This window comes from Butyrivibrio sp. CB08, assembly GCF_003625485.1.
Taxonomy (GTDB): domain Bacteria; phylum Bacillota; class Clostridia; order Lachnospirales; family Lachnospiraceae; genus Butyrivibrio.
Genome location: NZ_RAIR01000001.1, coordinates 793,239 through 814,532, shown reverse-complemented (window position 1 = coordinate 814,532; position 21,294 = coordinate 793,239). Strand labels below are relative to the sequence as shown.

Below are 21,294 nucleotides of genomic sequence, written 5' to 3'. Positions count from 1 at the left end.
TAGACACTGACTTTCGTTGCATTTAGTTTAAGAAAAATTTTAATTGAAATATGTTGCGTTTACTTTGATTATTTACCGAATGTGCTATATATATCAACCTGGTCGTATATGCATCTCCAGGAGCTCCAGGCGTCTGCTGTTACACATATATAGTGGGTTCCATCATTGGATATCTCATAGGATGCTCCACAACACCCTGATTCATTAACAAATCCTGTTTTGGCACCCACAACATCTCCATGGGTATCTTTATCCTCAATTCGACGCAAAAACCAGTTAGAAATCTGAAGCCCATCTGGATGCTGTGCTGTCGGTGTCGTCAGATATGTTCTTGCGTTTAATATTTCATGACATAATTCGTTTTCTTCTGCGGCCTTAAGTATCATGGCCATATCAAGTAATGTACAGTAATGATCTTTGTCATATACGCCTATACAATTGGTAAAATGAGCTGTATCTGATAATCCAAGTTCATCCAGCTTGTCATTCATCATCTGAACAAATGCTTCCTGAGATCCAGCTACATATTCAGCAAGGCACATGGCTGCATCAGCTCCTGAAGGTAAGATCGTGCCATATAAAAGATCTTTTACAGTTACTTCTTCACCTACTTCGAAACCTACCTGGCTACAATCGTTCTTGAAAACGTAATCCCCTATCTCCTGTGTCATTGTGAAAGTATTATCAATGTTATCAAGATGCTCAACAGCCACTAATAATGTAAGGATTTTGGTCATTGATGCGGGATTTATAGTGACATTGCCTTCTTTTGAAGCAATAACCTTACCAGTATCCAAATTAATTAGTAGACCATAGGTGCTCTGCACTTCTTCACTTGTAATACCAACGGTGTCGGAGTCGAGACTTGCGTCATATCCATCAAAAAAGCTGTCTGAATCAGCTGATCTTGCAAGATATGGATTCTCCTCTTCTATTTCAACATCTTCGATCATAGTATCAATGATTGTAAGCTCCTGAGTGGAGTTATCTGCAATTTCACCTGGCTCTACCTGATCATTTCCATTTTTGATCTTATTTACAGCAACAAATACTACGGTGATCAACAAAATTGGTATTAGAATAACCAGGCTGATATGGAAATAGATTTCTCTTTTTCGTCTTTTTCTATATTCTACGGCGGATAATCTAGATCCGTCTTTTTTCCTGTAATTTGCTCGTGTACCCAACTTATACCCCCAAAAATGAATGGAACGAAATAATCTTAACATTTTAGAAGGGGTATCATCAATATAAAACCACTAGATTTATGCAATAATCGATATTTCATACAATAATTGGTATTATTGGGTTTTTCTTCTATGATATAATGTGAATATGAATAATTACAGTGATGACAAGTATTACGAAGAACAGGACAAATTAAATACTATCAAGATGCGCGAAGTGTTAGATAATCTTCCTCGTTTTTGCAGACAGTATTTTAGAGGTATTGAGCCTACCACATCTGCAAGAACAAGGCTTGGTTACGCCTATGATATTCGCGTATTTTTTGAGTATCTTCATTCAGAAAATCCAGCTCTTTCCAAGATTGATATCAAGGATTACACCATAGACGTACTTGAAAAGATTGAGCGAGAGGACCTTGAAGAATATTTGCAGTATCTTTCTCTTTATGAGAAGGATTCCAAAGAGATAACTAACGCTGAGCAGGGGAAAAAGCGCAAAATGTCTGCTCTTCGTTCTATGTTCAGTTACTTTTATAAAGCTGAGATGATAACAAGAAACACAGCTGAGCTTGTTAATATGCCAAAGCTCCATGAACATGAGATCATCAGGCTTGAGCCAAACGAAGTCGCTATTTTGTTGGATCAGGTTGAAGCTGGAGAAAAACTTACAAAATCACAGCTTAAATACCATGAAAAGACCAAGCTACGCGATGTAGCTCTTTTGACCCTTCTTCTTGGCACAGGTATCCGTGTTTCCGAGTGCGTTGGAATAGATATGGATGACATTGATTTTGACAACAATGGCCTTAAGATCCATAGAAAAGGTGGCTATAACACAATAATCTATTTCCCTGATGAAGTAAGAACTGCTCTTTTAGATTATCTTGAGCAGAGAAAACTTATGATTCCCTGCGAAGGCAGTGAAAATGCAGTATTCCTGTCTCTTCAGAATAAGCGTATTACTGTAAGGGCGGTTGAAAATCTTGTAAAAAAATATGCCAGAAATGTTACTACACTTAAGAAGATCACACCTCATAAGCTTCGTAGCACTTTTGGCACAAATCTATACAAAGAATCAGGAGATATTTATCTTGTAGCTGATGTTCTTGGCCACAAGGACGTTAATACCACCAGGAAACATTATGCTGCCCAGGAGGATGAAAACCGTCGTAGGGCAGCCAGAATGGTAAGACTCCGTGAGGATAAAAAGTAAATATCACTTTACCATCTTATAGGTCTTCTTAAAGAAGGCCTTTTCTATTATAAAAATATCGTGAGGATCATCAGCACTTACTGCAATATAATCCCCTTTCTGACCTATCATATAGGTATCACTGTCCCAGTAAGGGAAGACTTTGGTAAAGCTTGTGAGCTTTTTGGCATAAACAGTAAGTTCACCAGTAGAGATACAGCCCCTGGCTTCTGGCATAAGAGGAATGAGTTTACCTGTATCAGCATTCTTGATATTAGGTGAATAATCAACGTTGAGCTTAAATTTCTTGCCGGTCTTTGTATATGCGCTATCAAACTTCTCTTCTGTGATCACAGAAACATCACCTGAATTACCAATGATAAGCACAGTATTGTCCTTGATCTCAATATTGTTATCGCCCTTTAGCGTTCTGACAATAGCCATATTACCTGACGGAATTAGGCTTTGCGGTTTAACAAATCCAACAACAAGAGGTGTTCTTACATACTTGGTCATTGATGAAGTATCAAGCTTGGTTTTCTTGGCGTAGATTATCTTGGAATTCTCAAAATAATCATTCATTCTGGTCTGAATAATACTTGATATGGACACCTTTGAAGAATCATCATCTACACAGTTGTAATCAGGATAATACTTCTTAATAAGTTCATTCTTAAATACTCCGCCAGCTTTTTCAGTATGTCCGCCGCCGGACCCAATTTTATCTGAAATAAATGTCGCAAGCTCGTCAGCCCTTGTCTCTGGCACGCAGCTTCTTATGGAAAACTTAACGCCAAATGACAATACGCTATAAACAAGACATACATCTACAGTATCAACACCTACAATAAAATCACCTATAAGGCCAAGGATATTGGGGTCACAGGGCTCACTTCTAAGAATTGCGTAGTGGTTGTCCTTGTGATACTCAACACCAAGCATGGCTACGCCTGCAATTCTGGCTTCTTTTAATGTCAGGTTCATATTCTTAAGCTTTAAAATAAGCGCCTTATCATAGTCCAGGGAATCGATCATATCACGGTCCAAAGGATGTGCCATCTCGGAAAAAGCGTTAGTATCAGAATATAAGCCATAGTACAGTGCTGTTGCAACTTTCTTATCGATGATCTTCTCTTCATTATCAATCTTGAGAAGATACCATATTACTGTACAGGAACTGCCAAGGTTACTTCGAACTTCATTGAGCTTAGGCAGATTGGCAGAAACCTGATGGTGATCGATAACTGCTATTTCTTTTGCATTAAACTTCTTAACATTACCTTCTCCATATTGGCAGTCTGTCATAAGAAGAAGATCCGGTTTTGTTCTTAAAGAAGTTACATATTCAATTGGAATATGGAGTTTTTGAATAAGATAGACCAGGTTGCTCTTGCTGATCTCAAAATTGCCAGAATAGATGAATCTGACCTTTTTTCCATGGGATTTGAAATAACTGTATAAAACATATCCTGAACAGATAGCATCTGCATCAGGATTGTCATGGCATTGTATAACGATAGAATTGTAATTTAATAGACTGGATAATTTCATATTTTTCTCCCAAGAGTATTATATATTACTTCCTGGAAGAAAATAAGGCTAAAATTATTTGAACTCTGTGGAATAATAAGGAACTACAAGACTTTCTCCTGCATTGAGTCTGTCAGGATCAGAAATTGAGTTGATTGAGCATATCTCAGCTATATAGTCCTGCATGTCATCATAATGTTCAGATGAATAATCAGCCTGTGTCAGATTCCACATTGTATCATCACTGTGTACAGTAACAGTCTTGTAGTATTTGAATTCTGGTACAAATGTATCAGACTGAGCCTCAGATTTGATTGTAGATGCAAATAAAAAACCTATGAAAATAAGAAGAGCTACAGTGACGCAAAGCAGGCATACCTGTCTTCTGAAGATCCTTGCTCTTCTGATCTTGTTCTTGCGAATGCGAACTTCGCTCTTGCTGTAATATCTTGGATCATTATATAAACTTGCTGCGGCTCTCATAGCATCACTCATATCAAATCCTCCAATGCGAACATTTGTTACGAACAGTTGTTCTGTAATTATATTATCGAACATATTTTCGTTTGTCAACATTTTTCGAACATATTTTCCGAACAAACATTTGCTTTTTTATACTTTGGTGTGCTATACTGTATTTAGTTAGTGACAATATTATAGGAGGGGTCATATGTCAAAAGGTAAGATATCGCCCAAGCAGCAAGAGATTCTTGAATATATCAAGGAACAGACACTTTCTCGTGGATTCCCACCAGCAGTAAGGGATATATGCAAGGCTGTTAATTTAAAATCCACTTCTTCTGTTCACTCCCATCTTGAAACACTTGAAAAGAACGGATATATCAGAAGAGATCCTACCAAGCCAAGAGCTATTGAGATCTGCGATGATGGCTTTAATATGGTCAGAACCGAGATCGTCAGCATTCCCGTTATTGGACAGGTTGCTGCAGGTACACCTATTTTAGCTGAAGAGAATATCGATTCCTATATTCCTATTCCAGCAGAGATGTGCCCTAAGGGATCAGATGCCTTTATTCTTAATGTTAAGGGCGATTCAATGATAAATGCTGGAATCTATAACGGCGACAAGCTTTTTGTCCAGGTTTGCAATACAGCCAAAAATGGGGATCAGGTTGTAGCGCTTATAGATGATTCCGCCACAGTTAAGACTTTCTACAAGGAGAAGGATCACATCAGACTTCAGCCAGAGAATGACAGCATGGATCCTATCATTGTTGATGATTGCAAGATACTTGGTAAGGTATTTGGTGTAATGAGATTCTATTAAATATTTAAGGCCTGAAACAATGAAGTTTCAGGCCTTTTTCTTTACAATTATTTAGTTAGTTCTGAAGGCTCAATAGCCTTTCCATCTCTCCAGATTCTCTCAAGATCGTAGAATAATCTGTTTTCACTGTCGAAGACGTGAACAATGATATCACCAAAATCAAGAAGGATCCAGTTTGCACCATCATATCCTTCAATATTCTTGGTAAGATATCCTTCTCTTCCAAGCTTCTCCTGCACGTTATCCGCAAGAGCCTGTACCTGGTTTCTATTGGTACCTGCAGCAATGATAAAGTAATCTCCAAGAGTAGAGATACTGCTGATATCGATAACTCTGATATCTTCACCCTTTCTATCATCAAGGGCATCGACAGCCAGGGCTGCCATTTTCTTTGAATTCTCTAAATCTGACATGTACACCTCTTATTTTTTGTATTTGTCTTTGTAGTATTCGTAGGCAATAGTAGTTGCCTCATCTACTTCTTTTCCTATGGTTTTAAGGTAAATAACAGAATTGTGAAGGATGTGAGCAAGACATTTATCAATATCTGTAAATGCCTCTTGCCTTATCTCTCCCATGTCTTCAAGAAGCTTTCTGTTAGGCTCAATAAAATCTGCAATATACACGATCTTTTCAAGAAGAGACATATCTTCTCTTCCTGTGGTATGCCATCTTATTGCATTTAATATATCCGTATCATAGACGTCATATTTAGTCCTTGCAAGATACATACCAACCTTTGCGTGAAGCAGAGAATGATTCCTGCGTTCCACATCGGAAATCTCTATATTATGTTTTTCGCAGATCTTGATCTGTTCTTCATGGGACATACACTTGGCGCAATCATGAAGAAAACCTGCGATAAGAGCCTTTTCTACATCAGCGCCATGAACAAAAGCCATACTTGCTGCTGTATAAGCCACACCAAGAGTATGATCAAAACGGTCTGGTTTTAGCTCTTTTTCCAATTGCTTACGAAGCTTCTGTGAAATCTCAATAGTCTTCATCTATAAAGCCCCTTAATGCACATGTATTCTATACACTGCTCAGGCATGAGATATCTTACTGATCTTCCTGTCTTGACCCTTTGTCTTATCTCGGTTGACGAGATGTCGATCCTGTTAAAGGTCATAAGTCTGATATCTGCACCAAATCTGGTAGCCAGCTCTCTCTGTTTTTTATCAAGGGCTGCAAGATCGTCATCAGCTCTGACTGCAGCCAAAATAACACAGGACTGCATCAGCTCTTTTGCCTTATACCATGTATCAAGTCCGATAACTGAGTCGCCTCCAAGGATGAGGTAAAGCTCATCACCTGGATACATCAGTTTGAGCTCCTGAATGGTGTCATAAGTGTAGATTCCCTCTGGCTTGTCAATCTCAAGTCTTGAACAGGTGAAATAAGGGTTATCAGCAATGGCCATCTTAACCATCTGATACCTGATGTCTCCACTGGTTATCTCTGTTCTGTTGATGAAATGAGCCAGATTATTTGGAATATAGATTATTCTGTCAAGGCCAAACTGCTCCCTTGCGGCTTCACCAAGAAGAAGGTGAGCATTATGGATAGGATCAAAAGTTCCGCCAAGAATTCCGATTTTTCTGCATTCCATATTTGGGCCTCCGTTATTGGTTTGACTTAGTTCTTTTTACTCTTAGGTAAAATGATCTTAGGATCATCCTTGAAAGGCTTGTATAAAACAAACTTACGGCCAATGACCTGAACAAGATCAGATCTTGAACGCTCTGATACTGTAATAGCGACTTCCTTGACATCATCAAGGCAGTTCTTTAATACAGTTATCTTAATAAGCTCATGTGTGTTAAAAGCTTCTGAAATAGCATCTATAACCTCAGGTGTTACGCTTCCCTTACCGATCTGAAAAACAGGATCAAGGTCAGCTGCAAGGCTCTTTAAATATGCTCTCTGTTTACTGGTTAATGTCATTATTCTTCGTCCTCATTGTCATCTTCGTCTATGTCATCTACAGGCATTGTGTCTGCATTTCGATAGTATTCAAAACTGTATCCGTACATTCTTACTGTATCGCCTTCGCCGATGTGGAGCTTCTCAAGTTCATCGAGAATACCGTTATCAGCAAGGAATTTCTGGAAGAATGCAAAGCCCTTTTCAGATTCAAGGTTGGTGTAACCAAGCATCTTCTCAATCTTAGGACCTTCTATTACGTATTCAGCTTCGTCGCTGTCATAGAATACTGAGAATGCATCATCAATATCCTTAAGCTCCTGTTCAGGGAAGAATTCCTGTTCAAATACCACAGGCTCTTCGTTGATCTCAGAAAGGGTCCTACTTACATAGTATAACAAGTCTTTGATGCCTTTTCCAGTAAGGGTGGATGTGGCAAAGACCTTAACGCCAAGTGGTTCATACTTTTCCCTGATCTTTTTGATGATCTCAGAATCTTCTCCCTCAGGAAGCATATCTATCTTATTGGCAGCAATTACCTGTTTCTTTTTGGTAATATCGGCATTGTAGCGCTCAAGCTCGCTGTTTATAGCCTCCAGATCCTCCATTGGGTCACGGCCTTCTGTAGATGCTGCATCCACAACATGGATCATCATCCTTGTTCTCTCGATATGGCGAAGGAACTCATGTCCAAGACCCGCTCCCTCTGAAGCTCCCTCAATAAGACCAGGAATATCAGCTACAACAAAGCCCTTTGCATCATCAAGATCAACTACTCCAAGCATGGGAGAAAGAGTTGTGAAATGATAGTTTGCAATCTTAGGCTTCGCATTAGAAACCTTTGAAAGGAATGTTGACTTACCTACATTAGGGAAACCAACAAGACCAACGTCAGCAATTACCTTAAGCTCAAGTAAAACCTCAAGCTCCATGGCTGGCTGACCTGGCTGAGCGTATTTTGGAGCCTGCATGGTGGATGTGGCGTAGTGCATATTACCATTTCCGCCTCTTCCGCCCTTAAGGACTACCATTCTGCTGTTCTCACCGCTCATATCAGCGATAACTTTTCCGCTCTCTGCGTCTTTTATAACTGTACCCTCAGGTACATTGATAATGAGGTCGGATCCATTTTTACCATGCATCCTCCTCTTATTTCCATTTTCACCATTCTCAGCTTTGTACTTACCGCCATAGTGAAAATCAGCAAGGGTGTTGATGCCCTTATCTACTTCGAATATGATATCTCCGCCTTTTCCACCATCGCCGCCATCAGGACCGCCGTTAGGTACATATTTTTCTCTGCGAAAAGAGATATGACCGTCGCCGCCTTTACCGCTTTGAATGAATATTTTCGCTTTATCAACAAATACAGGCATATGTTTACCTCAAATATGTTTTGAAAAAAATAGGCTTCAAACGAACAATGTTTGAAGCCTGATAAATCACATTACTAATTACTTATTCTCTACAGGATGAACGCTAGCCTGCTTTTTATCTCTGCCCTTGCGCTCAAATCTAAGAATACCATCAACAAGTGCAAAGAGTGTGTCATCGCTACCGATTCCAACATTTACACCTGGATGAATGTGTGTTCCGCGCTGTCTGTATAAAATATTACCAGCCTTTACGAATTGTCCATCAGCTCTTTTTGCTCCAAGTCTCTTGGATTCTGAATCTCTACCGTTCTTAGTAGATCCAACACCCTTCTTATGAGCAAAAAATTGAAGGTTCATATTCATCATGACTTATACCCTCCTAAATTTAATGTTCAAAAACTTCTTACCGTACTGATCGTATATACCTGTAACACCAAGTTCAAAAGATTTAAGAAGCAGATCTGATTCCTTTGAAGGAATATCCTTGAAAGTTACACGGATGATTCCATCCTTTTCGCTTTCAAAGACATCTATTTCATCTTTTGTAAGCTTCTCTATGGAATTGAGGGTGTTGATCGTCAGCACTGAAACAGCTGCACAAACAATGTCCTCTCCATATTCTGCATATCCAGCATGACCATTACATTCAAATTCTTTATAATTGTCATCGGAAGTCTTGGTAATTGTAATAGTAGTCATGGTATATCGACCCAGTTTAAATTACATAGAAATCTTGTCGATCTTAACAAGTGTAAATGGCTGTCTATGACCGTTCTTCTTGTGATAGCCAGTCTTTCTCTTGTACTTGTAAACAACAACCTTCTTAGCACGGCCCTGCTCAACTACTGTTGCGCTAACCTTAGCACCAGAAACATCGCCTGCAACCTTAAGTGCCTTGTCATCGTTTACTGCAATAACATTGTCAAATGTTACTTCTTTTCCAGGCTCTACATCAAGCTTCTCAACCTTGATCTCATCGCCCTCGGAAACTTTGTACTGCTTTCCACCAGTTACAATAATTGCGTACATAAGTTACCTCCTTCTTCTAAAAAACTCGCTAACTTCGGCGGGGCAAGGCCCACTTAAGCCTAGTTAAGCGGCATACCATGGTATAATAGCACAGGGTTTATCCGTTGTCAACAGCCTCTGTATTATTTTCCAATACTTCTTTTAACGTTTTATCATTTTTACTTCTTGTAAGCTCAACTATACCAAGTCCCGTTATGTCCACAAACTCAGTATGTACAGGCTCTTTTCTGGCAAGCTTTCTTACATAATCACAGAGTTTTTCAATATCCTGCGCATCTTTCAAATTGATAAAATCTATAAGGATCATTCCAGAGAGATTACGAAGACGTATCTGTCTGAATATCTCTTCAGCGGCTTCATAATTGATCTTGGAAAGAGTATCTCTCTTCTTATCAATAGCTTTACCGGAATTAACATCTATGGCATTAAAGCTCTCAAGCTGTTCTATAATAAGAAATCCACCGCTCTTAAGCCACACTCTGTTGTGCGTAAGTTTATCTATGTCCTGTCTGATACTATATACAACAGATTCATTAATAATGTTATATTCTTCTATTCCCCTTGATTTAAGGAAGTTTTTAGCCTTTAGTATATGATCCTCGATGTCTCCGGATTTTCCCTTTTTTATACAGGAATATACTGATCTGCTCCTGCCTTCAGTCAGTATGCGCTCAAGCTCATAAGCACATTCCCTTATATCATTTAGGATGGTTAAAAGAGCTTCATCCCTTTGAAGTTCTGATGCTTCGGTTCTTATGATGATCCCAAAGCCAGTTTCTCTAAGGAGTTCATTGAGGCCATCCATTATTGATGGAAGCTCTCCTTTTACATCAGAAATAAGGCTCTCTCTAAGATCATCAGGAAGCTTTAAGGATGCGCCTACACCTTTTCTTCCAAGTGTAACTACTGAGTATTTGCCAGATATTGATATATAAGAAGTAAGCTTGGCTTTTTTCAGCTTAAGGGCTTCTGTATCAATCTGAAGGATAATCTCGTCGCCCTGTCTTAGATCTTTTGCAGAAAGTATCTTCCTACCAGTTACACTTACAGGGAGTATGCTCTTAAAAGGAACATATCCTATCTGCCCATCTCCAAACCTTACAAAGGCAGACTGCAGGTTTTGAAGTATGTTATCAACGCGACATAAATAAATACTTCCAAGTTCAGAGTCCCTTACAAGAGACAAAAATGAAAGCTTATTATCAATATATGCAGATACAACAGGGTATTTTTCATATTCGGTAACAAAGATATCAGCCATTTAAGTATATTCTCTTATTTATATCATCTGTTATGAAAGGCTCAATATAAGTGCCTTTCTGATCCTCGCCAGATTTGTAGATATCTATCCTGTGGATATCCAGGAACTTGGTATCAAATTCCTTATCAAGACTCTTGTAAAAGTACTCGAAAAGAAGTGCTGGTTTAAGAGTCTCTTTGCTACTCATGCTAAGAAGCATGTCAACACTGCTGTTTTCATGGTCGAAAGTATAATCGAATAACATTTGTTTCATATCAATTTCTTTTTCGCCACTCTTTGTTTTCTTCATGGCTGGAAGATGATCACCCTTAAGGTATTCCTCCATCTTGTATGTCCAGTCAGGAAAATCGGCGCTCTTTCTGAGCTGTAAACAGTATCTGGCGGCATAGGACAATGTCATTGCTTTGTCCTCGCCTTCTTTGAGCTCAGTAATAGCCAGTATTTTTATACCTTCATTCATCACGCTGTTAAGTCTGTACATGATATCCTGAGTAGAAACCATGGAATTAACAGTCATATCAAGGTATTCACCATCACTGGTAGCACCAACACTAAGTGGTTGAGCAAAAGATAACACCTGATGTGGGCTAAAGCCTTCAGAATATTTGATATCAATGTCTGCTCTTCTTATAGCCTTCTGGAAATATCTCATGACATCCAGATGTCCGATAAACTTAATAGGGCCGTTTTTTGAAAATTTCAGGCGTAATTTATTCATTTATCTTGCCCTCCTTACATACACCGACTCCATAAGATGCAGCTCCGCATCCAAGGCAGCCTTTTCTGCAATTGGTAGAAGGCGTTCCTTTTATGGAATTCTTCCATTCTCTTAAAAGGAATTCTTTTGTTACGCCGCAGTTAAGTATATCCCAAGGGAAGATCTCATCATCAGCTCTTTCCCTTGTTGTATAGAAGAAAGGATCAATTCCGCATTCTTCAAAGGTTTCCATCCACTTGCCAAAGTCAAAGTATTCGCTCCAGGCATCAAAAATACAGCCCTTCTGATAAGCCTTTAAGATGACGTCATTAAGCTTTCTGTCGCCCCTTGCGAAAATACCTTCCATCATGCTGGCATCAGCTTCGTGCCAGTTATATTTGATATGCTTCTGGTTAAGCTGTGCCATAATACCTTTTCTGGTCTTATTGGCCTTATCAAGGAATTCCTCCTTGGTATTCATTCTTGCCCACTGGAAAGGTGTAAATGGCTTTGGGACAAAGAATGAGGTACTTGCAACAATATCTATAGTTCTACCGTTTCTCTTTTCCTTTGGGACAGTTTCGAAATACCTTACAGCAATCTTATTGGCTATATCTCCGATTCCAAGGATATCGTCGTCAGTTTCTCCAGGAAGACCCAGCATAAAGTAGAGCTTAACCTTATTCCAGCCTCCAAGGAAAGCCTGCTCAGAGCCTCTTAAAATATCCTCTTCTGTAAGGCCCTTGTTAATTACATCTCTCATTCTCTGGGTTCCAGCCTCAGGAGCAAATGTGAGACTGCTCTTTTTTACGTCCTGAACCTTGCTCATTACATCCAGAGAGAATGCATCAATACGAAGGCTTGGAAGAGAGATATTTATCTTTTTCTCATTACAGCTTTCGATAAGGAAATCCAGAAGCTCCGGGAGCTTTGAATAATCACTGGAACTTAGCGAACTTAAGGAAATCTCCTCATATCCTGTATTCTTAAGGGATTCAAGAGAAATCTTCTTAAGATAATCAACATCCTTTTCGCGAAGTGGCTTATAGAGCTGTCCAGCCTGACAGAATCTGCAGCCTCTTATGCAGCCACGCATGATCTCAAGAACTACTCTGTCCTGTGTGACCTTGATATAGGGAACAACAGGCTTTGTAGGATAAAACTCTTTTGACAGATCAAGACACATTTCCTTGTAGACAGTCCTTGGTACATCTGGATATACAGGATCCATAGAGAGAATGGTGCCATCCTCCTTGTACTTAACATCATAAAGAGATGGAACATACATACCTGGAATCTTCGCAACCATATGAAGGAAGTCCTGTCTGGAAATGCCATCATTTTTTGCTTTTTTATAGAGATCAAAAAGCTCCCTGTACCTGGTCTCGCCCTCTCCGATGTAGAAAATATCAAAGAAGTCTGCGATTGGTTCAGGGTTATAGGTGCATGGTCCGCCGCCTATAACAATAGGATCTTCCCATGTCCTGTCTGCTGTTTTAAATGGAATCCCAGAAAGATCAAGAATCTGAAGGATATTGGTGTAGCACATCTCATACTGCAGGGTAAAGCCAAGGAAATCAAAATCCTTTACCTTATCCTGAGATTCAAGCGCAAAAAGAGGAATGTTCTGACTCCTCATAACAGCGTCCATGTCCATCCATGGTGAATAGACACGTTCGCACCAAACATCTTCGTAGGAGTTAAACATTCCATAAAGAATCTGTATTCCAAGATGAGACATTCCAATCTCATAAACATCAGGAAAACAAAAGGCGAATCTGATATCCACCTTCTCTTTATCCTTCATTACGCAGTTAACTTCGTTGCCTATGTATCTCTCTGGCTTCTCAATACTGAGCAATGTCTCATCTGAAAGAGCTAAGTTTTCGTTCATTTCACTTTCCTTTATCGTCTCGACAGTTCGTCTGTTATATCCTCCCAGCTAACATTTTTAACAGCCATGAGGACCATCATATGATACAGGAAATCTGACATTTCGTAAATAACTTCGTTGTCATTAGGGTTTTTGGCAGCAATGACCATCTCTGTGGCCTCTTCGCCAACCTTTTTAAGGATCTTGTCTATGCCCTTATCGAACAGGTAATTAGTGTATGAACCTTCTCTTGGATTAGTTTTTCTGTCTTTAATGACTTCATATACACTATCAAGAACCTTCTGAGGATTCTTTTCGCTATAGTCTTTTTTGGCAATCTCATTAAAGAAGCAGGAATAGCTGCCTGTGTGACAAGCTACTCCAATCTGCTTAACTTTTGCAAGGATAGTATCCATATCGCAGTCAGCAGTAAGACTCTTAACATACTGATAATGAGAGCTGGTCTCGCCCTTTATCCAAAGCTCGTTTCTGCTTCTGCTAAAATAGGTCATTTTACCAGTTGCAAGTGTAGTGTTATAGGCCTCTTCGTTCATGTAAGCAAGCATAAGAACCTGATCAGTTCTATAGTCCTGAACGATAACCGGTACCATTCCGTCAGAGTTCTTCTTAAGGTCTCCCCAGGTAAAAGAGCTTGTAAGAGCCCTGTCAGCTACGTCCTTTTCTATAATATCTTTTCCGTCGTAAAACTTAGCGTCTTTAGACTCTGGAGCAGGAACAAAAGAGCCATTATTGCATGTAAACTGAATGAGTTCACAAGCAAAAGTATCGATCTGGTCCTTGTTTTCATCTATAACCTTCTGATCATCGTAGCAGATAACAATCTTGTCCTTACCAAACTTCTCTGATACTTCCTTCAAAATCTCAATATTTCCAGGTTTTGAGAAGTTGAGTGCAGCTTTTTTGCAGCCAGCATAGAGAAGTTTTTTGATGTCTTCCATACGCTTAACATTGCCAGCACCTGTCACAGGAACATCAACTTCCTTGCAAATGTCCTTGATAATATCAAGAGCATCCTCGTGAGCTGCGTCATTACCTGACTCTGACATATCGAAAACAATGATCTCGTCAGCACCATTATCTGAAATGCTGCCACAAAATGCTACCGGATCATCACTAACTGCTGATATCTTGTCAAGTGATGATACAACCTTGCCATTTGAAAGAAATATATATCCAACTACTTTTTGTCTGTTATCCTGCATAATCAAAGCGCTCCTTTAGTGCTAAGTACATCTGTGATCCTTGGATCAAATGTTGAAGCCTCATCCAAAGCCTTGGCAAAAGCCTTGAACATGGCTTCGATCTTGTGGTGGTCATTAAGACCTGTGATAACCCTTAGGTGTAGATTCATGGCTGCTGAATAAGATACAGCATAGAAGAATTCTCTAACAAGCTGGGTGTCAAAATCTCCTACCATAGGTGATTCAAACTCTGCATCCATAACAAAATAAGGTCTTCCACAAAGGTCAACTGCGCTCATTACAAGAGTTTCATCCATAGGAAGGATCATGCTTCCATAGCGCTTAATTCCTTTTTTGTCGCCAAGAGCCTGCGCAATGGCCTGTCCAAGCACTATTCCGGTATCTTCTACTGTGTGGTGACCATCTACCTCAAGGTCTCCAGAAACCCTGACATCCATGTCATAAAGACCATGTTTTGCAAATCCTGCAAGCATGTGATCGAAAAATCCGATGCCTGTTTCGATGCTAGAAACTCCAGTGCCATCGAGGTTTAATGAAATTTTTATATTTGTTTCTTGCGTTTTTCGTGTTACGGTGGCTTCTCTTTTAACCATAGCTTGTGGCTCCCTTTTGTCTGATACTAAATATTGTCATTTTAAATTATAAACATTATGTAAACTTGCATTTAATTTATAATTTAGAAAGTTAACTTGCATTTTTAACACAATTTTACACAATTACAAATGTGATTTAATCGGTATTATCCATATCAGTCATTATCATAACATATTGAATCACTTACTCAAACCTGACTGCGATGGAATTTGCATGTGCTGTAAGCCCCTCTCTGGTTGCAAACAATTCAATATCCTTATGAACATTATATAATGCCTGTTGTGAATACGAAATAATACTTGTTTTCTTAACGAAATCATCTACTGAAAGCGGTGAGAAGAACCTGGCTGTGCGGTTTGTAGGCAAAATGTGGTTTGGTCCAGCAAAGTAATCTCCTAAAGGTTCAGAAGAATAATCTCCAAGGAATATGGCTCCTGCATGCTTGATCTTGGTCATTACTTCATAAGGATTTCTGGTAATGATCTCAAGGTGCTCTGAAGCAACTGCATTAGCGGCTTCTATAGCATCTTCCATGTTTTCAGCAACAAAGATATATCCGTAATTATCCAGGGATTTCTTGATGATCTCTGCCCTTGATAATGTCTTTAAGAACTCGTCTATCTCAGCTGAAACCTTATCTGCTACTTCCTGAGATGTTGTAACCAGTATTGCGCTGGCCATTTCATCGTGTTCTGCCTGTGACAATAGATCTGCTGCTACATATCTTGGATTAGCGGTTTCATCTGCAAGAACAAGGATCTCACTTGGACCTGCAATAGAATCAATTGATACATGGCCAAAGCAGGCCTTTTTAGCAAGGGCAACAAAGATATTACCTGGTCCAGTGATCTTATCAACCTTGGGAATGCTCTCTGTACCGAAAGCCATGGCAGCTATAGCCTGTGCCCCGCCCACTTTATAGCTTTCTGTAACACCTGCTATGTCTGCAGCTACCAGTGTACCTGGGTTAACCTTGCCATCCTTACCAGGAGGCGTACACATTACTATTCTCTCAACTCCAGCTACTTTTGCAGGAACAACATTCATAAGAACGCTGCTTGGATATGCAGCCTTACCACCTGGAACATAAACTCCAGAGATTTCTATTGGGAGAATTCTCTGGCCAAGGATACTTCCATCTTCCCTGGTGTCGATCCAGGTATTTCTCTTTTGCTTCTCATGAAAGACTCTGATATTCTCAGCACTCTTTTTCATAACCTCGATGAACTCAGGATCAAGGGCTGCATAGGCCTCTTTAATCTCATCATCTGTTATTTTAACACAGGTAGCATCGAGCTTACATTTGTCAAATTTCTCTGTATATTCAAACAAAGCTTTATCGCCATTATTTCGAATATCATTTATTATTCCATTTACTGTTTCTTCGTATTCTGTATAGCTTCCAGGATTTCTGTTAAGCAGATTACCCAAAAGCTCCTGTTTAGTCTGCTGTGTTAACTTAAGTGTTCTCATTAACCAAGATTCTCCTTAATATCACTGATGAGTTTGCGAATTCTCTCTGTCTCCATCTGCATGCTGACCTGATTTACGATCATTCTGGCAGATAAAGGACATATCTCCTCAAGTACTTCAAGTCCATTCTCTCTAAGAGTTGAACCGGTTTCAACAATATCTACGATAACATCTGACAGATTGACGATAGGTCCAAGCTCTACTGATCCGTTAAGCTTGATGATATCTACTGTCTGATGCTTTTTGTTAAAGAAATAGTCCTTGGCGATGTTTGGGTATTTACTTGCAACCCTGATCATCTCCCTATGCTCTAAGAGCTCTTTAGCCTCATGAGGTCCGCATACGCACATTCTGCATTTGCCAAAGCCAAGATCTAAAACCTCATATACTCTTCTGTTTTCTTCTAAAATGGTATCAGCACCAACAATACCAATATCTGCAGCGCCATACTCAACATATGTAGGAACATCTGGCCCCTTAGCCAAAAAGAACTTCAGCTTAAGCTCTTCGTTGGTAAATATGAGCTTTCTGGTCTTTTTATCAAGGATCTCTTCACACTGGATACCGCATTTATTAAGGATCTCCATTGTGTCATTAACAAGTCTTCCTTTACCAAGGGCAAAAGTTAAATATCTCATTATCTTTACTCTCCCCTCTTTCTGTTTTTAAGAGCCACAGCTTTTCCTGCTGCTCTAAGCTCAGAAGCCTTCTTAAGGCTCTCTGAAAATGATTGTTCATCGAACTCAATGACTACTGGAGCATCTTCATGCTGGATGTCGATATTCTGTCTGTAAAGAGCAGACATAAGGTCATCCAGTAAGATTACAAATCCAATAGCAGGAGCATCCTTGCCATATTTGCCAAGAAGTGAATCGTATCTTCCTCCCTTAGCAATGGCATCGCCCACTCCATAGGTATAAGCACTGAAGATCACGCCGGTGTAATAGTTGAATTTACTTAGCATTCCAAGGTCAAATGATACATACTGGCTCACATTATATTCCTTGAGCACCTGATACAGCCTTTTAAGCCTTGAAATAGCCTGGATAGACCTGTCGTTACTTACCTGCTGTCTTGCTCTGTCCAAAGCCTCATCTGTGCCAATAAACTCGGAAAATCTTACTATAAGGTCCTTGTACTTGTCAGAGATAAGTCTCTCAGTCATGATGTTCTCAGCTGCAAAATAATTCTTCTGAAGGATCTGCTCTCTTACCATTTCCTCAGTTTCTTCATCGATTCCAGCTTCCTCACAAAGGCCCTTGTAATAATCTGCATCTCCGATACTTATCTGGAATTCTGAAAGGCCTGAGCTTTTAAGGGATTCGATCAAAAGAGCTATCATCTCAGCATCAGCAAATACCGAGTCGTCATTCAAAAGCTCAACTCCGATATCGTAGTTTTCCTTTAGCTTACCCTGAAGATTAGAAGTGTTTAAAAAAGATTTACCCTGGTAAACCACTCTTACAGGCTGTGAATCCTCGAGCATGACCTTTGATGCGCATCTTGCTATTGAAGGTGTAAAATCGGGCCTTAATACAAGAGTATTGCCTTCTTTATCAAAGAACTTATAAAGCTCTTTTGCATCGGATGTATTGATCTCATCAGCAAATACATCGAAAAACTCAAATGTAGGGGTATCGATATCCTGATATCCAAAGCTCTTCATCTTGCCATAGATCCTGTCCTTGGTAAGTATACGGTCACTGCATTCAGTTCCATATATATCTCTTACACCGTCTGGGGTATGTAATAATACTTTGTTCATATAAACCTCACTTTAGTAATGCACAGTGCTACTATGCTAATTCGCTACTATAAAAGAGAGTTTACAGTATTGATAGTTACCTGTCAATCTTTTTATTCTCTGTTTTCAAGATCAATGGATAATGTATCTAAATAAGGAACGAATATACCTGCGTCGTGACTTGGTTTTATTACATAACTCTCGTCAAGTTCATCGTGTCTAAAACTCTTTCTGCCGCCATCCGCTGCTCTGTCCCAAAATACCTTAAGATCACGAAATGGAAGGTAATAAAACTCATTTAATGCGGTGAAATAGATAAGGAAAAAAGCAACGCCGTCCTGCTTTTCAAAATTCTCCATGAAATCAACCTGATGCTGATGGATATTCTCAAGAGCAAAGGTTTCCTGGGCACATTCCTTGGCATCAAAACAAACAGGGATACCCTGAACTGCGCCTATGTAATCGACAGTACTCTTTTGATCAAAGTAGGCAAGAGTTATATGCCTTGTTTCTTTTTCAATATTAATGGGTGTTATGGGAGTCGGAATCTTTTGAATAAGCGCAAGTCCAAGCTCACCATACCTCTCATTGGTTCTGTTTATGAGTTCTTCTAGGGTCGAACCTCTAAGGCCCCTGGATTTCCATGTTGGCATAGATCGTTAACCTGTTATTTTCTTAAATTCTTTTGGAAGCTCAGCTACAAACTCTTTTCCAGCGATATTATCAAAAGGCGCTTCAAGGTCTTTAGGAAATACAATGCGGTAGCTGTGAAGAAGTTGATGATTTAATGAAAATACCTTCTTGCCGCCATACTTAACATCACCTATTATTGGATGGCCAATGCTGGATAAATGAGCCCTGATCTGGTGCGGCTTACCTGTAACAAGCTTAACCTCAAGCACAGTCAGGTCTTTATCAGAGAGGTAACTTACAGGTTCATAAACCGTCTCAATATATGAATATCCTTTACCTGGATCAGTCTTTTTTATATCTACCTTATTTGCCTTTTCATCCTTACTTAGATAGCCCTTAAGAGTAACTCTGTCTGTAAGCCTTCCGGATACAATAGTTCTGTAAAACTTATCTACAGCTCTTTCACTTATCAGGCTGTTCATCTTGCGGGCACCAATAAGGGATTTGGCGCATATAACAAGCCCTGTGGTATTGCGGTCAAGCCTGTTACAAATTGATGGCCTGTATGTTTCAAGGCTCTGCCCTGTCACTTCGCCCTTTTCAAGCAGATAATCTATAAGCCATTCATTTAGACTTATATCTGTTGCTGCAGCCTTCTGGGATAAAACACCAAAGGGTTTGTTGACCAGAACAATATTTTCATCTTCATATATCACAGGAAGTTGACCGAACTGGTTAAAAATTCGACCAGAAGGAATAATGACACCACTGTCACCTTTTAATTTTTCAAAGGTCTCATCTGAAAAAAAGACCTTGATAACATCCTCGCTCTTTAGCTTCTCAGTTCCATCAGCCTTTTTCCCATTAAGTGTAATATTCTTTTTTCTAAGCATTTTATATATGAACCCTGCGGAAGCTTCCTTGAAATAGGAGGTCAGAAACCTATCCAGTCTCTTGTCAGCCTCGTTTGGTCCAATATGAATCTCTCTCATATCTCTACCTTATAATGAAATAGAAAGAAGCACTGATGCTGCTGTTTCCTGTGTTCCAGGAACCCATGAGTCTTCTATTGCCTGAGGGTCTATGCTCTTTTCGCTTCTGATCCTCTCAAGCTGATCAAGTCTTGTGCAAAAATCATCTAGCTTGCTAAAAGCTTTAATGCTATAGCTTGAGTACCCATTCTGAGCCATCATCTTCCTGATATGCTTTTCGAGGTCTGATAAGTCAAAAGAGTCATCCTCTACAAGACAGCATATGTTCTTATCAAGTACAGTAGAAGCCGCTACATTAAAGTTCTTGTCATAGGAGGTGATGACGTGGTCGAAACGAACAAGAAGTCCTCCCTGATGCTCTTTAATTCTGGCAAAAGAGCTTTCGCTGCACCCTTTTGCTCTTAAAAACATAATAAGATTAACTGCGCTCCAGCCTGTTGGAAGGCAAAGAAGAGCCGCTATTATACTTAGATAATTCTTGCTGGAATCAAATAGAAGAAGCCCTGTCACAAACAGTGCAAGAACAACAAGTAAAAATGCTCCTGTTCGAATGATTCCCAGCTGTTTTCTGTATTTTATATATCCAAAATCGCCTTTATAACACTTCTTCATGAAACAAATCCCCAGTAATCTTCTATATACATATCTGATAATTCTTTTTTCTCATCATCGCTGTGTCTTGAGTAGTCATCACTTACAGCAACCACAGTCATTCCTGCATTCTTGCCAGCTATGATACCATCCACAAGATCTTCAAACACGAGACACTTTGAAGGATCAGCCCCAAGCTCTTTTGCAACAGTAAGATAAATATCAGGAGCAGGCTTACCCTTTAAAACCTCAGTGCCAGATTTGATGCTCTTAAATTTATCTCTGATGCCGTGGGATGCAAGAACCTGCTCAATAAGCTCTGTGGAATTGCTGGATGCTATTCCAAGCTTAATTCCCTTTTCTTCGCAGATTGTAAGGAACTTATCTGCGCCGTCCTTAAGAGGAACCTCGTGGGTATACTTATCAAAAGCCATTCGGTTCCAGTCATCACCGATCTTCTCTATGGAATCCTCAAGTCCAAATCTCTCTTTAAAGTAGATGGCAGTTTCAACAAAGCTTCTTCCGCCAATCTCCTTTTGAAGGTCTTTTGGAGCCTCTATGCCAAAGCCCCCAAGATACTCTATATCTATTGCCTTCCACATCCACATGGAATCAACCAGTGATCCGTCAAGATCAAAGATCACCGCTTCAAAATCGTCTAAATTTATATCAAACATACATAATC

At 39.6% G+C, this 21,294-nt stretch carries 25 protein-coding genes; 2 read left to right on the top strand and 23 right to left on the bottom strand.

Annotated elements, in window-relative coordinates:
• Positions 1 to 68: 68 nt before the first annotated feature.
• On the bottom strand, positions 69 to 1,187 hold the full coding sequence (locus tag D6855_RS03620; protein ID WP_158589455.1) for a D-alanyl-D-alanine carboxypeptidase family protein: 1,119 nt from the start codon (positions 1,185 to 1,187) through the stop codon (positions 69 to 71).
• Between the two features lie 148 nt (positions 1,188 to 1,335).
• On the opposite strand from D6855_RS03620, the gene D6855_RS03615 reads away from it, so the two are divergent.
• Complete coding sequence (locus D6855_RS03615; RefSeq protein WP_120738099.1) at positions 1,336 to 2,400, top strand: tyrosine-type recombinase/integrase; 1,065 nt, start codon at positions 1,336 to 1,338, stop codon at positions 2,398 to 2,400.
• A 3-nt stretch (positions 2,401 to 2,403) separates the two neighbouring features.
• Here the strand turns inward: D6855_RS03615 and D6855_RS03610 are convergent, their stop codons facing one another.
• Together D6855_RS03610 and D6855_RS03605 are read right to left on the bottom strand one after the other, a co-directional pair.
• A complete protein-coding gene (locus D6855_RS03610) occupies positions 2,404 to 3,930 on the bottom strand; it encodes a DHH family phosphoesterase (RefSeq protein WP_120738098.1) in 1,527 nt (508 codons plus the stop codon).
• 54 nt (positions 3,931 to 3,984) lie between these two features.
• Positions 3,985 to 4,404, bottom strand: a complete 420-nt coding sequence (locus D6855_RS03605) for a hypothetical protein (protein ID WP_120738096.1) — start codon at positions 4,402 to 4,404, stop codon at positions 3,985 to 3,987.
• A gap of 175 nt (positions 4,405 to 4,579) precedes the next feature.
• On the opposite strand from D6855_RS03605, the gene lexA reads away from it, so the two are divergent.
• Complete coding sequence (gene lexA, locus D6855_RS03600) at positions 4,580 to 5,197, top strand: transcriptional repressor LexA (protein WP_120738094.1); 618 nt, start codon at positions 4,580 to 4,582, stop codon at positions 5,195 to 5,197.
• Positions 5,198 to 5,244: 47 nt separating this feature from the next.
• On the opposite strand, the gene rsfS is transcribed toward lexA, so the two are convergent.
• The 20 genes from rsfS to D6855_RS03500 form a co-directional block, all read right to left on the bottom strand.
• Positions 5,245 to 5,610, bottom strand: a complete 366-nt coding sequence (gene rsfS, locus D6855_RS03595; RefSeq protein ID WP_120738092.1) for a ribosome silencing factor — start codon at positions 5,608 to 5,610, stop codon at positions 5,245 to 5,247.
• A 9-nt stretch (positions 5,611 to 5,619) separates the two neighbouring features.
• Positions 5,620 to 6,204, bottom strand: coding sequence for a bis(5'-nucleosyl)-tetraphosphatase (symmetrical) YqeK (gene yqeK, locus D6855_RS03590; protein WP_120738090.1), 585 nt, complete (start codon positions 6,202 to 6,204; stop codon positions 5,620 to 5,622).
• Positions 6,201 to 6,809 (bottom strand): nicotinate-nucleotide adenylyltransferase, encoded by a 609-nt coding sequence (gene nadD, locus D6855_RS03585; protein ID WP_120738088.1) that lies wholly within the window; start codon positions 6,807 to 6,809, stop codon positions 6,201 to 6,203. Before nadD ends, yqeK begins: the two co-directional genes overlap by 4 nt.
• Before the next feature lie 26 nt (positions 6,810 to 6,835).
• Positions 6,836 to 7,144, bottom strand: coding sequence for a ribosome assembly RNA-binding protein YhbY (yhbY, locus tag D6855_RS03580; protein WP_120738086.1), 309 nt, complete (start codon positions 7,142 to 7,144; stop codon positions 6,836 to 6,838).
• Positions 7,144 to 8,499 (bottom strand): GTPase ObgE, encoded by a 1,356-nt coding sequence (obgE, locus tag D6855_RS03575; RefSeq protein ID WP_120738084.1) that lies wholly within the window; start codon positions 8,497 to 8,499, stop codon positions 7,144 to 7,146. The genes yhbY and obgE overlap by 1 nt, the downstream gene beginning before the upstream one ends.
• Before the next feature lie 78 nt (positions 8,500 to 8,577).
• Positions 8,578 to 8,865, bottom strand: a complete 288-nt coding sequence (gene rpmA, locus D6855_RS03570; RefSeq protein WP_120738082.1) for a 50S ribosomal protein L27 — start codon at positions 8,863 to 8,865, stop codon at positions 8,578 to 8,580.
• 3 nt (positions 8,866 to 8,868) lie between these two features.
• Positions 8,869 to 9,198, bottom strand: coding sequence for a ribosomal-processing cysteine protease Prp (locus tag D6855_RS03565; protein WP_120738080.1), 330 nt, complete (start codon positions 9,196 to 9,198; stop codon positions 8,869 to 8,871).
• A gap of 21 nt (positions 9,199 to 9,219) precedes the next feature.
• Positions 9,220 to 9,528, bottom strand: a complete 309-nt coding sequence (rplU, locus tag D6855_RS03560) for a 50S ribosomal protein L21 (protein WP_120738078.1) — start codon at positions 9,526 to 9,528, stop codon at positions 9,220 to 9,222.
• Positions 9,529 to 9,625: 97 nt separating this feature from the next.
• A complete protein-coding gene (locus tag D6855_RS03555; RefSeq protein ID WP_120738076.1) occupies positions 9,626 to 10,789 on the bottom strand; it encodes a ribonuclease E/G in 1,164 nt (387 codons plus the stop codon).
• Positions 10,782 to 11,507 (bottom strand): TIGR03936 family radical SAM-associated protein, encoded by a 726-nt coding sequence (locus D6855_RS03550; RefSeq protein ID WP_120738074.1) that lies wholly within the window; start codon positions 11,505 to 11,507, stop codon positions 10,782 to 10,784. The genes D6855_RS03555 and D6855_RS03550 overlap by 8 nt, the downstream gene beginning before the upstream one ends.
• A complete protein-coding gene (locus D6855_RS03545) occupies positions 11,500 to 13,380 on the bottom strand; it encodes a TIGR03960 family B12-binding radical SAM protein (protein WP_120738072.1) in 1,881 nt (626 codons plus the stop codon). Before D6855_RS03545 ends, D6855_RS03550 begins: the two co-directional genes overlap by 8 nt.
• Before the next feature lie 11 nt (positions 13,381 to 13,391).
• Positions 13,392 to 14,582, bottom strand: a complete 1,191-nt coding sequence (gene hisIE, locus D6855_RS03540) for a bifunctional phosphoribosyl-AMP cyclohydrolase/phosphoribosyl-ATP diphosphatase HisIE (RefSeq protein ID WP_120738070.1) — start codon at positions 14,580 to 14,582, stop codon at positions 13,392 to 13,394.
• A gap of 2 nt (positions 14,583 to 14,584) precedes the next feature.
• A complete protein-coding gene (gene hisB / locus D6855_RS03535) occupies positions 14,585 to 15,175 on the bottom strand; it encodes an imidazoleglycerol-phosphate dehydratase HisB (RefSeq protein ID WP_120738068.1) in 591 nt (196 codons plus the stop codon).
• A 184-nt stretch (positions 15,176 to 15,359) separates the two neighbouring features.
• A complete protein-coding gene (gene hisD, locus D6855_RS03530; protein WP_120738066.1) occupies positions 15,360 to 16,649 on the bottom strand; it encodes a histidinol dehydrogenase in 1,290 nt (429 codons plus the stop codon).
• Positions 16,649 to 17,287: an ATP phosphoribosyltransferase gene (gene hisG / locus D6855_RS03525; RefSeq protein ID WP_120738064.1), complete on the bottom strand. Its 639-nt coding sequence runs from the start codon at positions 17,285 to 17,287 to the stop codon at positions 16,649 to 16,651. Before hisG ends, hisD begins: the two co-directional genes overlap by 1 nt.
• Before the next feature lie 5 nt (positions 17,288 to 17,292).
• On the bottom strand, positions 17,293 to 18,414 hold the full coding sequence (gene hisZ / locus D6855_RS03520) for an ATP phosphoribosyltransferase regulatory subunit (RefSeq protein WP_120738062.1): 1,122 nt from the start codon (positions 18,412 to 18,414) through the stop codon (positions 17,293 to 17,295).
• 92 nt (positions 18,415 to 18,506) lie between these two features.
• Positions 18,507 to 19,046: a Holliday junction resolvase RecU gene (locus D6855_RS03515; protein ID WP_120738060.1), complete on the bottom strand. Its 540-nt coding sequence runs from the start codon at positions 19,044 to 19,046 to the stop codon at positions 18,507 to 18,509.
• 6 nt (positions 19,047 to 19,052) lie between these two features.
• Positions 19,053 to 20,018 (bottom strand): RluA family pseudouridine synthase, encoded by a 966-nt coding sequence (locus D6855_RS03510; protein WP_120738058.1) that lies wholly within the window; start codon positions 20,016 to 20,018, stop codon positions 19,053 to 19,055.
• Positions 20,019 to 20,027: 9 nt separating this feature from the next.
• The gene (locus D6855_RS03505; RefSeq protein ID WP_120738056.1) at positions 20,028 to 20,630 is read right to left on the bottom strand and encodes a hypothetical protein; all 603 of its coding nucleotides are present in this window, start codon (positions 20,628 to 20,630) and stop codon (positions 20,028 to 20,030) included.
• Positions 20,627 to 21,286 (bottom strand): HAD family hydrolase, encoded by a 660-nt coding sequence (locus D6855_RS03500; RefSeq protein WP_120738054.1) that lies wholly within the window; start codon positions 21,284 to 21,286, stop codon positions 20,627 to 20,629. Before D6855_RS03500 ends, D6855_RS03505 begins: the two co-directional genes overlap by 4 nt.
• Positions 21,287 to 21,294 lie beyond the last annotated feature (8 nt).

What these genes read in the sequence shown, in the direction of transcription:
- D6855_RS03615 (WP_120738099.1), top strand. Translation starts at nt 1,336, where the DNA reads ATGAATAATTACAGTGATGACAAGTATTACGAAGAACAGGACAAATTA.
- D6855_RS03610 (WP_120738098.1), bottom strand. Translation starts at nt 3,930, where the DNA reads ATGAAATTATCCAGTCTATTAAATTACAATTCTATCGTTATACAATGC.
- D6855_RS03605 (WP_120738096.1), bottom strand. Translation starts at nt 4,404, where the DNA reads ATGAGTGATGCTATGAGAGCCGCAGCAAGTTTATATAATGATCCAAGA.
- lexA (WP_120738094.1), top strand. Translation starts at nt 4,580, where the DNA reads ATGTCAAAAGGTAAGATATCGCCCAAGCAGCAAGAGATTCTTGAATAT.
- rsfS (WP_120738092.1), bottom strand. Translation starts at nt 5,610, where the DNA reads ATGTCAGATTTAGAGAATTCAAAGAAAATGGCAGCCCTGGCTGTCGAT.
- yqeK (WP_120738090.1), bottom strand. Translation starts at nt 6,204, where the DNA reads ATGAAGACTATTGAGATTTCACAGAAGCTTCGTAAGCAATTGGAAAAA.
- nadD (WP_120738088.1), bottom strand. Translation starts at nt 6,809, where the DNA reads ATGGAATGCAGAAAAATCGGAATTCTTGGCGGAACTTTTGATCCTATC.
- yhbY (WP_120738086.1), bottom strand. Translation starts at nt 7,144, where the DNA reads ATGACATTAACCAGTAAACAGAGAGCATATTTAAAGAGCCTTGCAGCT.
- obgE (WP_120738084.1), bottom strand. Translation starts at nt 8,499, where the DNA reads ATGCCTGTATTTGTTGATAAAGCGAAAATATTCATTCAAAGCGGTAAA.
- rpmA (WP_120738082.1), bottom strand. Translation starts at nt 8,865, where the DNA reads ATGATGAATATGAACCTTCAATTTTTTGCTCATAAGAAGGGTGTTGGA.
- D6855_RS03565 (WP_120738080.1), bottom strand. Translation starts at nt 9,198, where the DNA reads ATGACTACTATTACAATTACCAAGACTTCCGATGACAATTATAAAGAA.
- rplU (WP_120738078.1), bottom strand. Translation starts at nt 9,528, where the DNA reads ATGTACGCAATTATTGTAACTGGTGGAAAGCAGTACAAAGTTTCCGAG.
- D6855_RS03555 (WP_120738076.1), bottom strand. Translation starts at nt 10,789, where the DNA reads ATGGCTGATATCTTTGTTACCGAATATGAAAAATACCCTGTTGTATCT.
- D6855_RS03550 (WP_120738074.1), bottom strand. Translation starts at nt 11,507, where the DNA reads ATGAATAAATTACGCCTGAAATTTTCAAAAAACGGCCCTATTAAGTTT.
- D6855_RS03545 (WP_120738072.1), bottom strand. Translation starts at nt 13,380, where the DNA reads ATGAACGAAAACTTAGCTCTTTCAGATGAGACATTGCTCAGTATTGAG.
- hisIE (WP_120738070.1), bottom strand. Translation starts at nt 14,582, where the DNA reads ATGCAGGATAACAGACAAAAAGTAGTTGGATATATATTTCTTTCAAAT.
- hisB (WP_120738068.1), bottom strand. Translation starts at nt 15,175, where the DNA reads ATGGTTAAAAGAGAAGCCACCGTAACACGAAAAACGCAAGAAACAAAT.
- hisD (WP_120738066.1), bottom strand. Translation starts at nt 16,649, where the DNA reads ATGAGAACACTTAAGTTAACACAGCAGACTAAACAGGAGCTTTTGGGT.
- hisG (WP_120738064.1), bottom strand. Translation starts at nt 17,287, where the DNA reads ATGAGATATTTAACTTTTGCCCTTGGTAAAGGAAGACTTGTTAATGAC.
- hisZ (WP_120738062.1), bottom strand. Translation starts at nt 18,414, where the DNA reads ATGAACAAAGTATTATTACATACCCCAGACGGTGTAAGAGATATATAT.
- D6855_RS03515 (WP_120738060.1), bottom strand. Translation starts at nt 19,046, where the DNA reads ATGCCAACATGGAAATCCAGGGGCCTTAGAGGTTCGACCCTAGAAGAA.
- D6855_RS03510 (WP_120738058.1), bottom strand. Translation starts at nt 20,018, where the DNA reads ATGAGAGAGATTCATATTGGACCAAACGAGGCTGACAAGAGACTGGAT.
- D6855_RS03505 (WP_120738056.1), bottom strand. Translation starts at nt 20,630, where the DNA reads ATGAAGAAGTGTTATAAAGGCGATTTTGGATATATAAAATACAGAAAA.
- D6855_RS03500 (WP_120738054.1), bottom strand. Translation starts at nt 21,286, where the DNA reads ATGTTTGATATAAATTTAGACGATTTTGAAGCGGTGATCTTTGATCTT.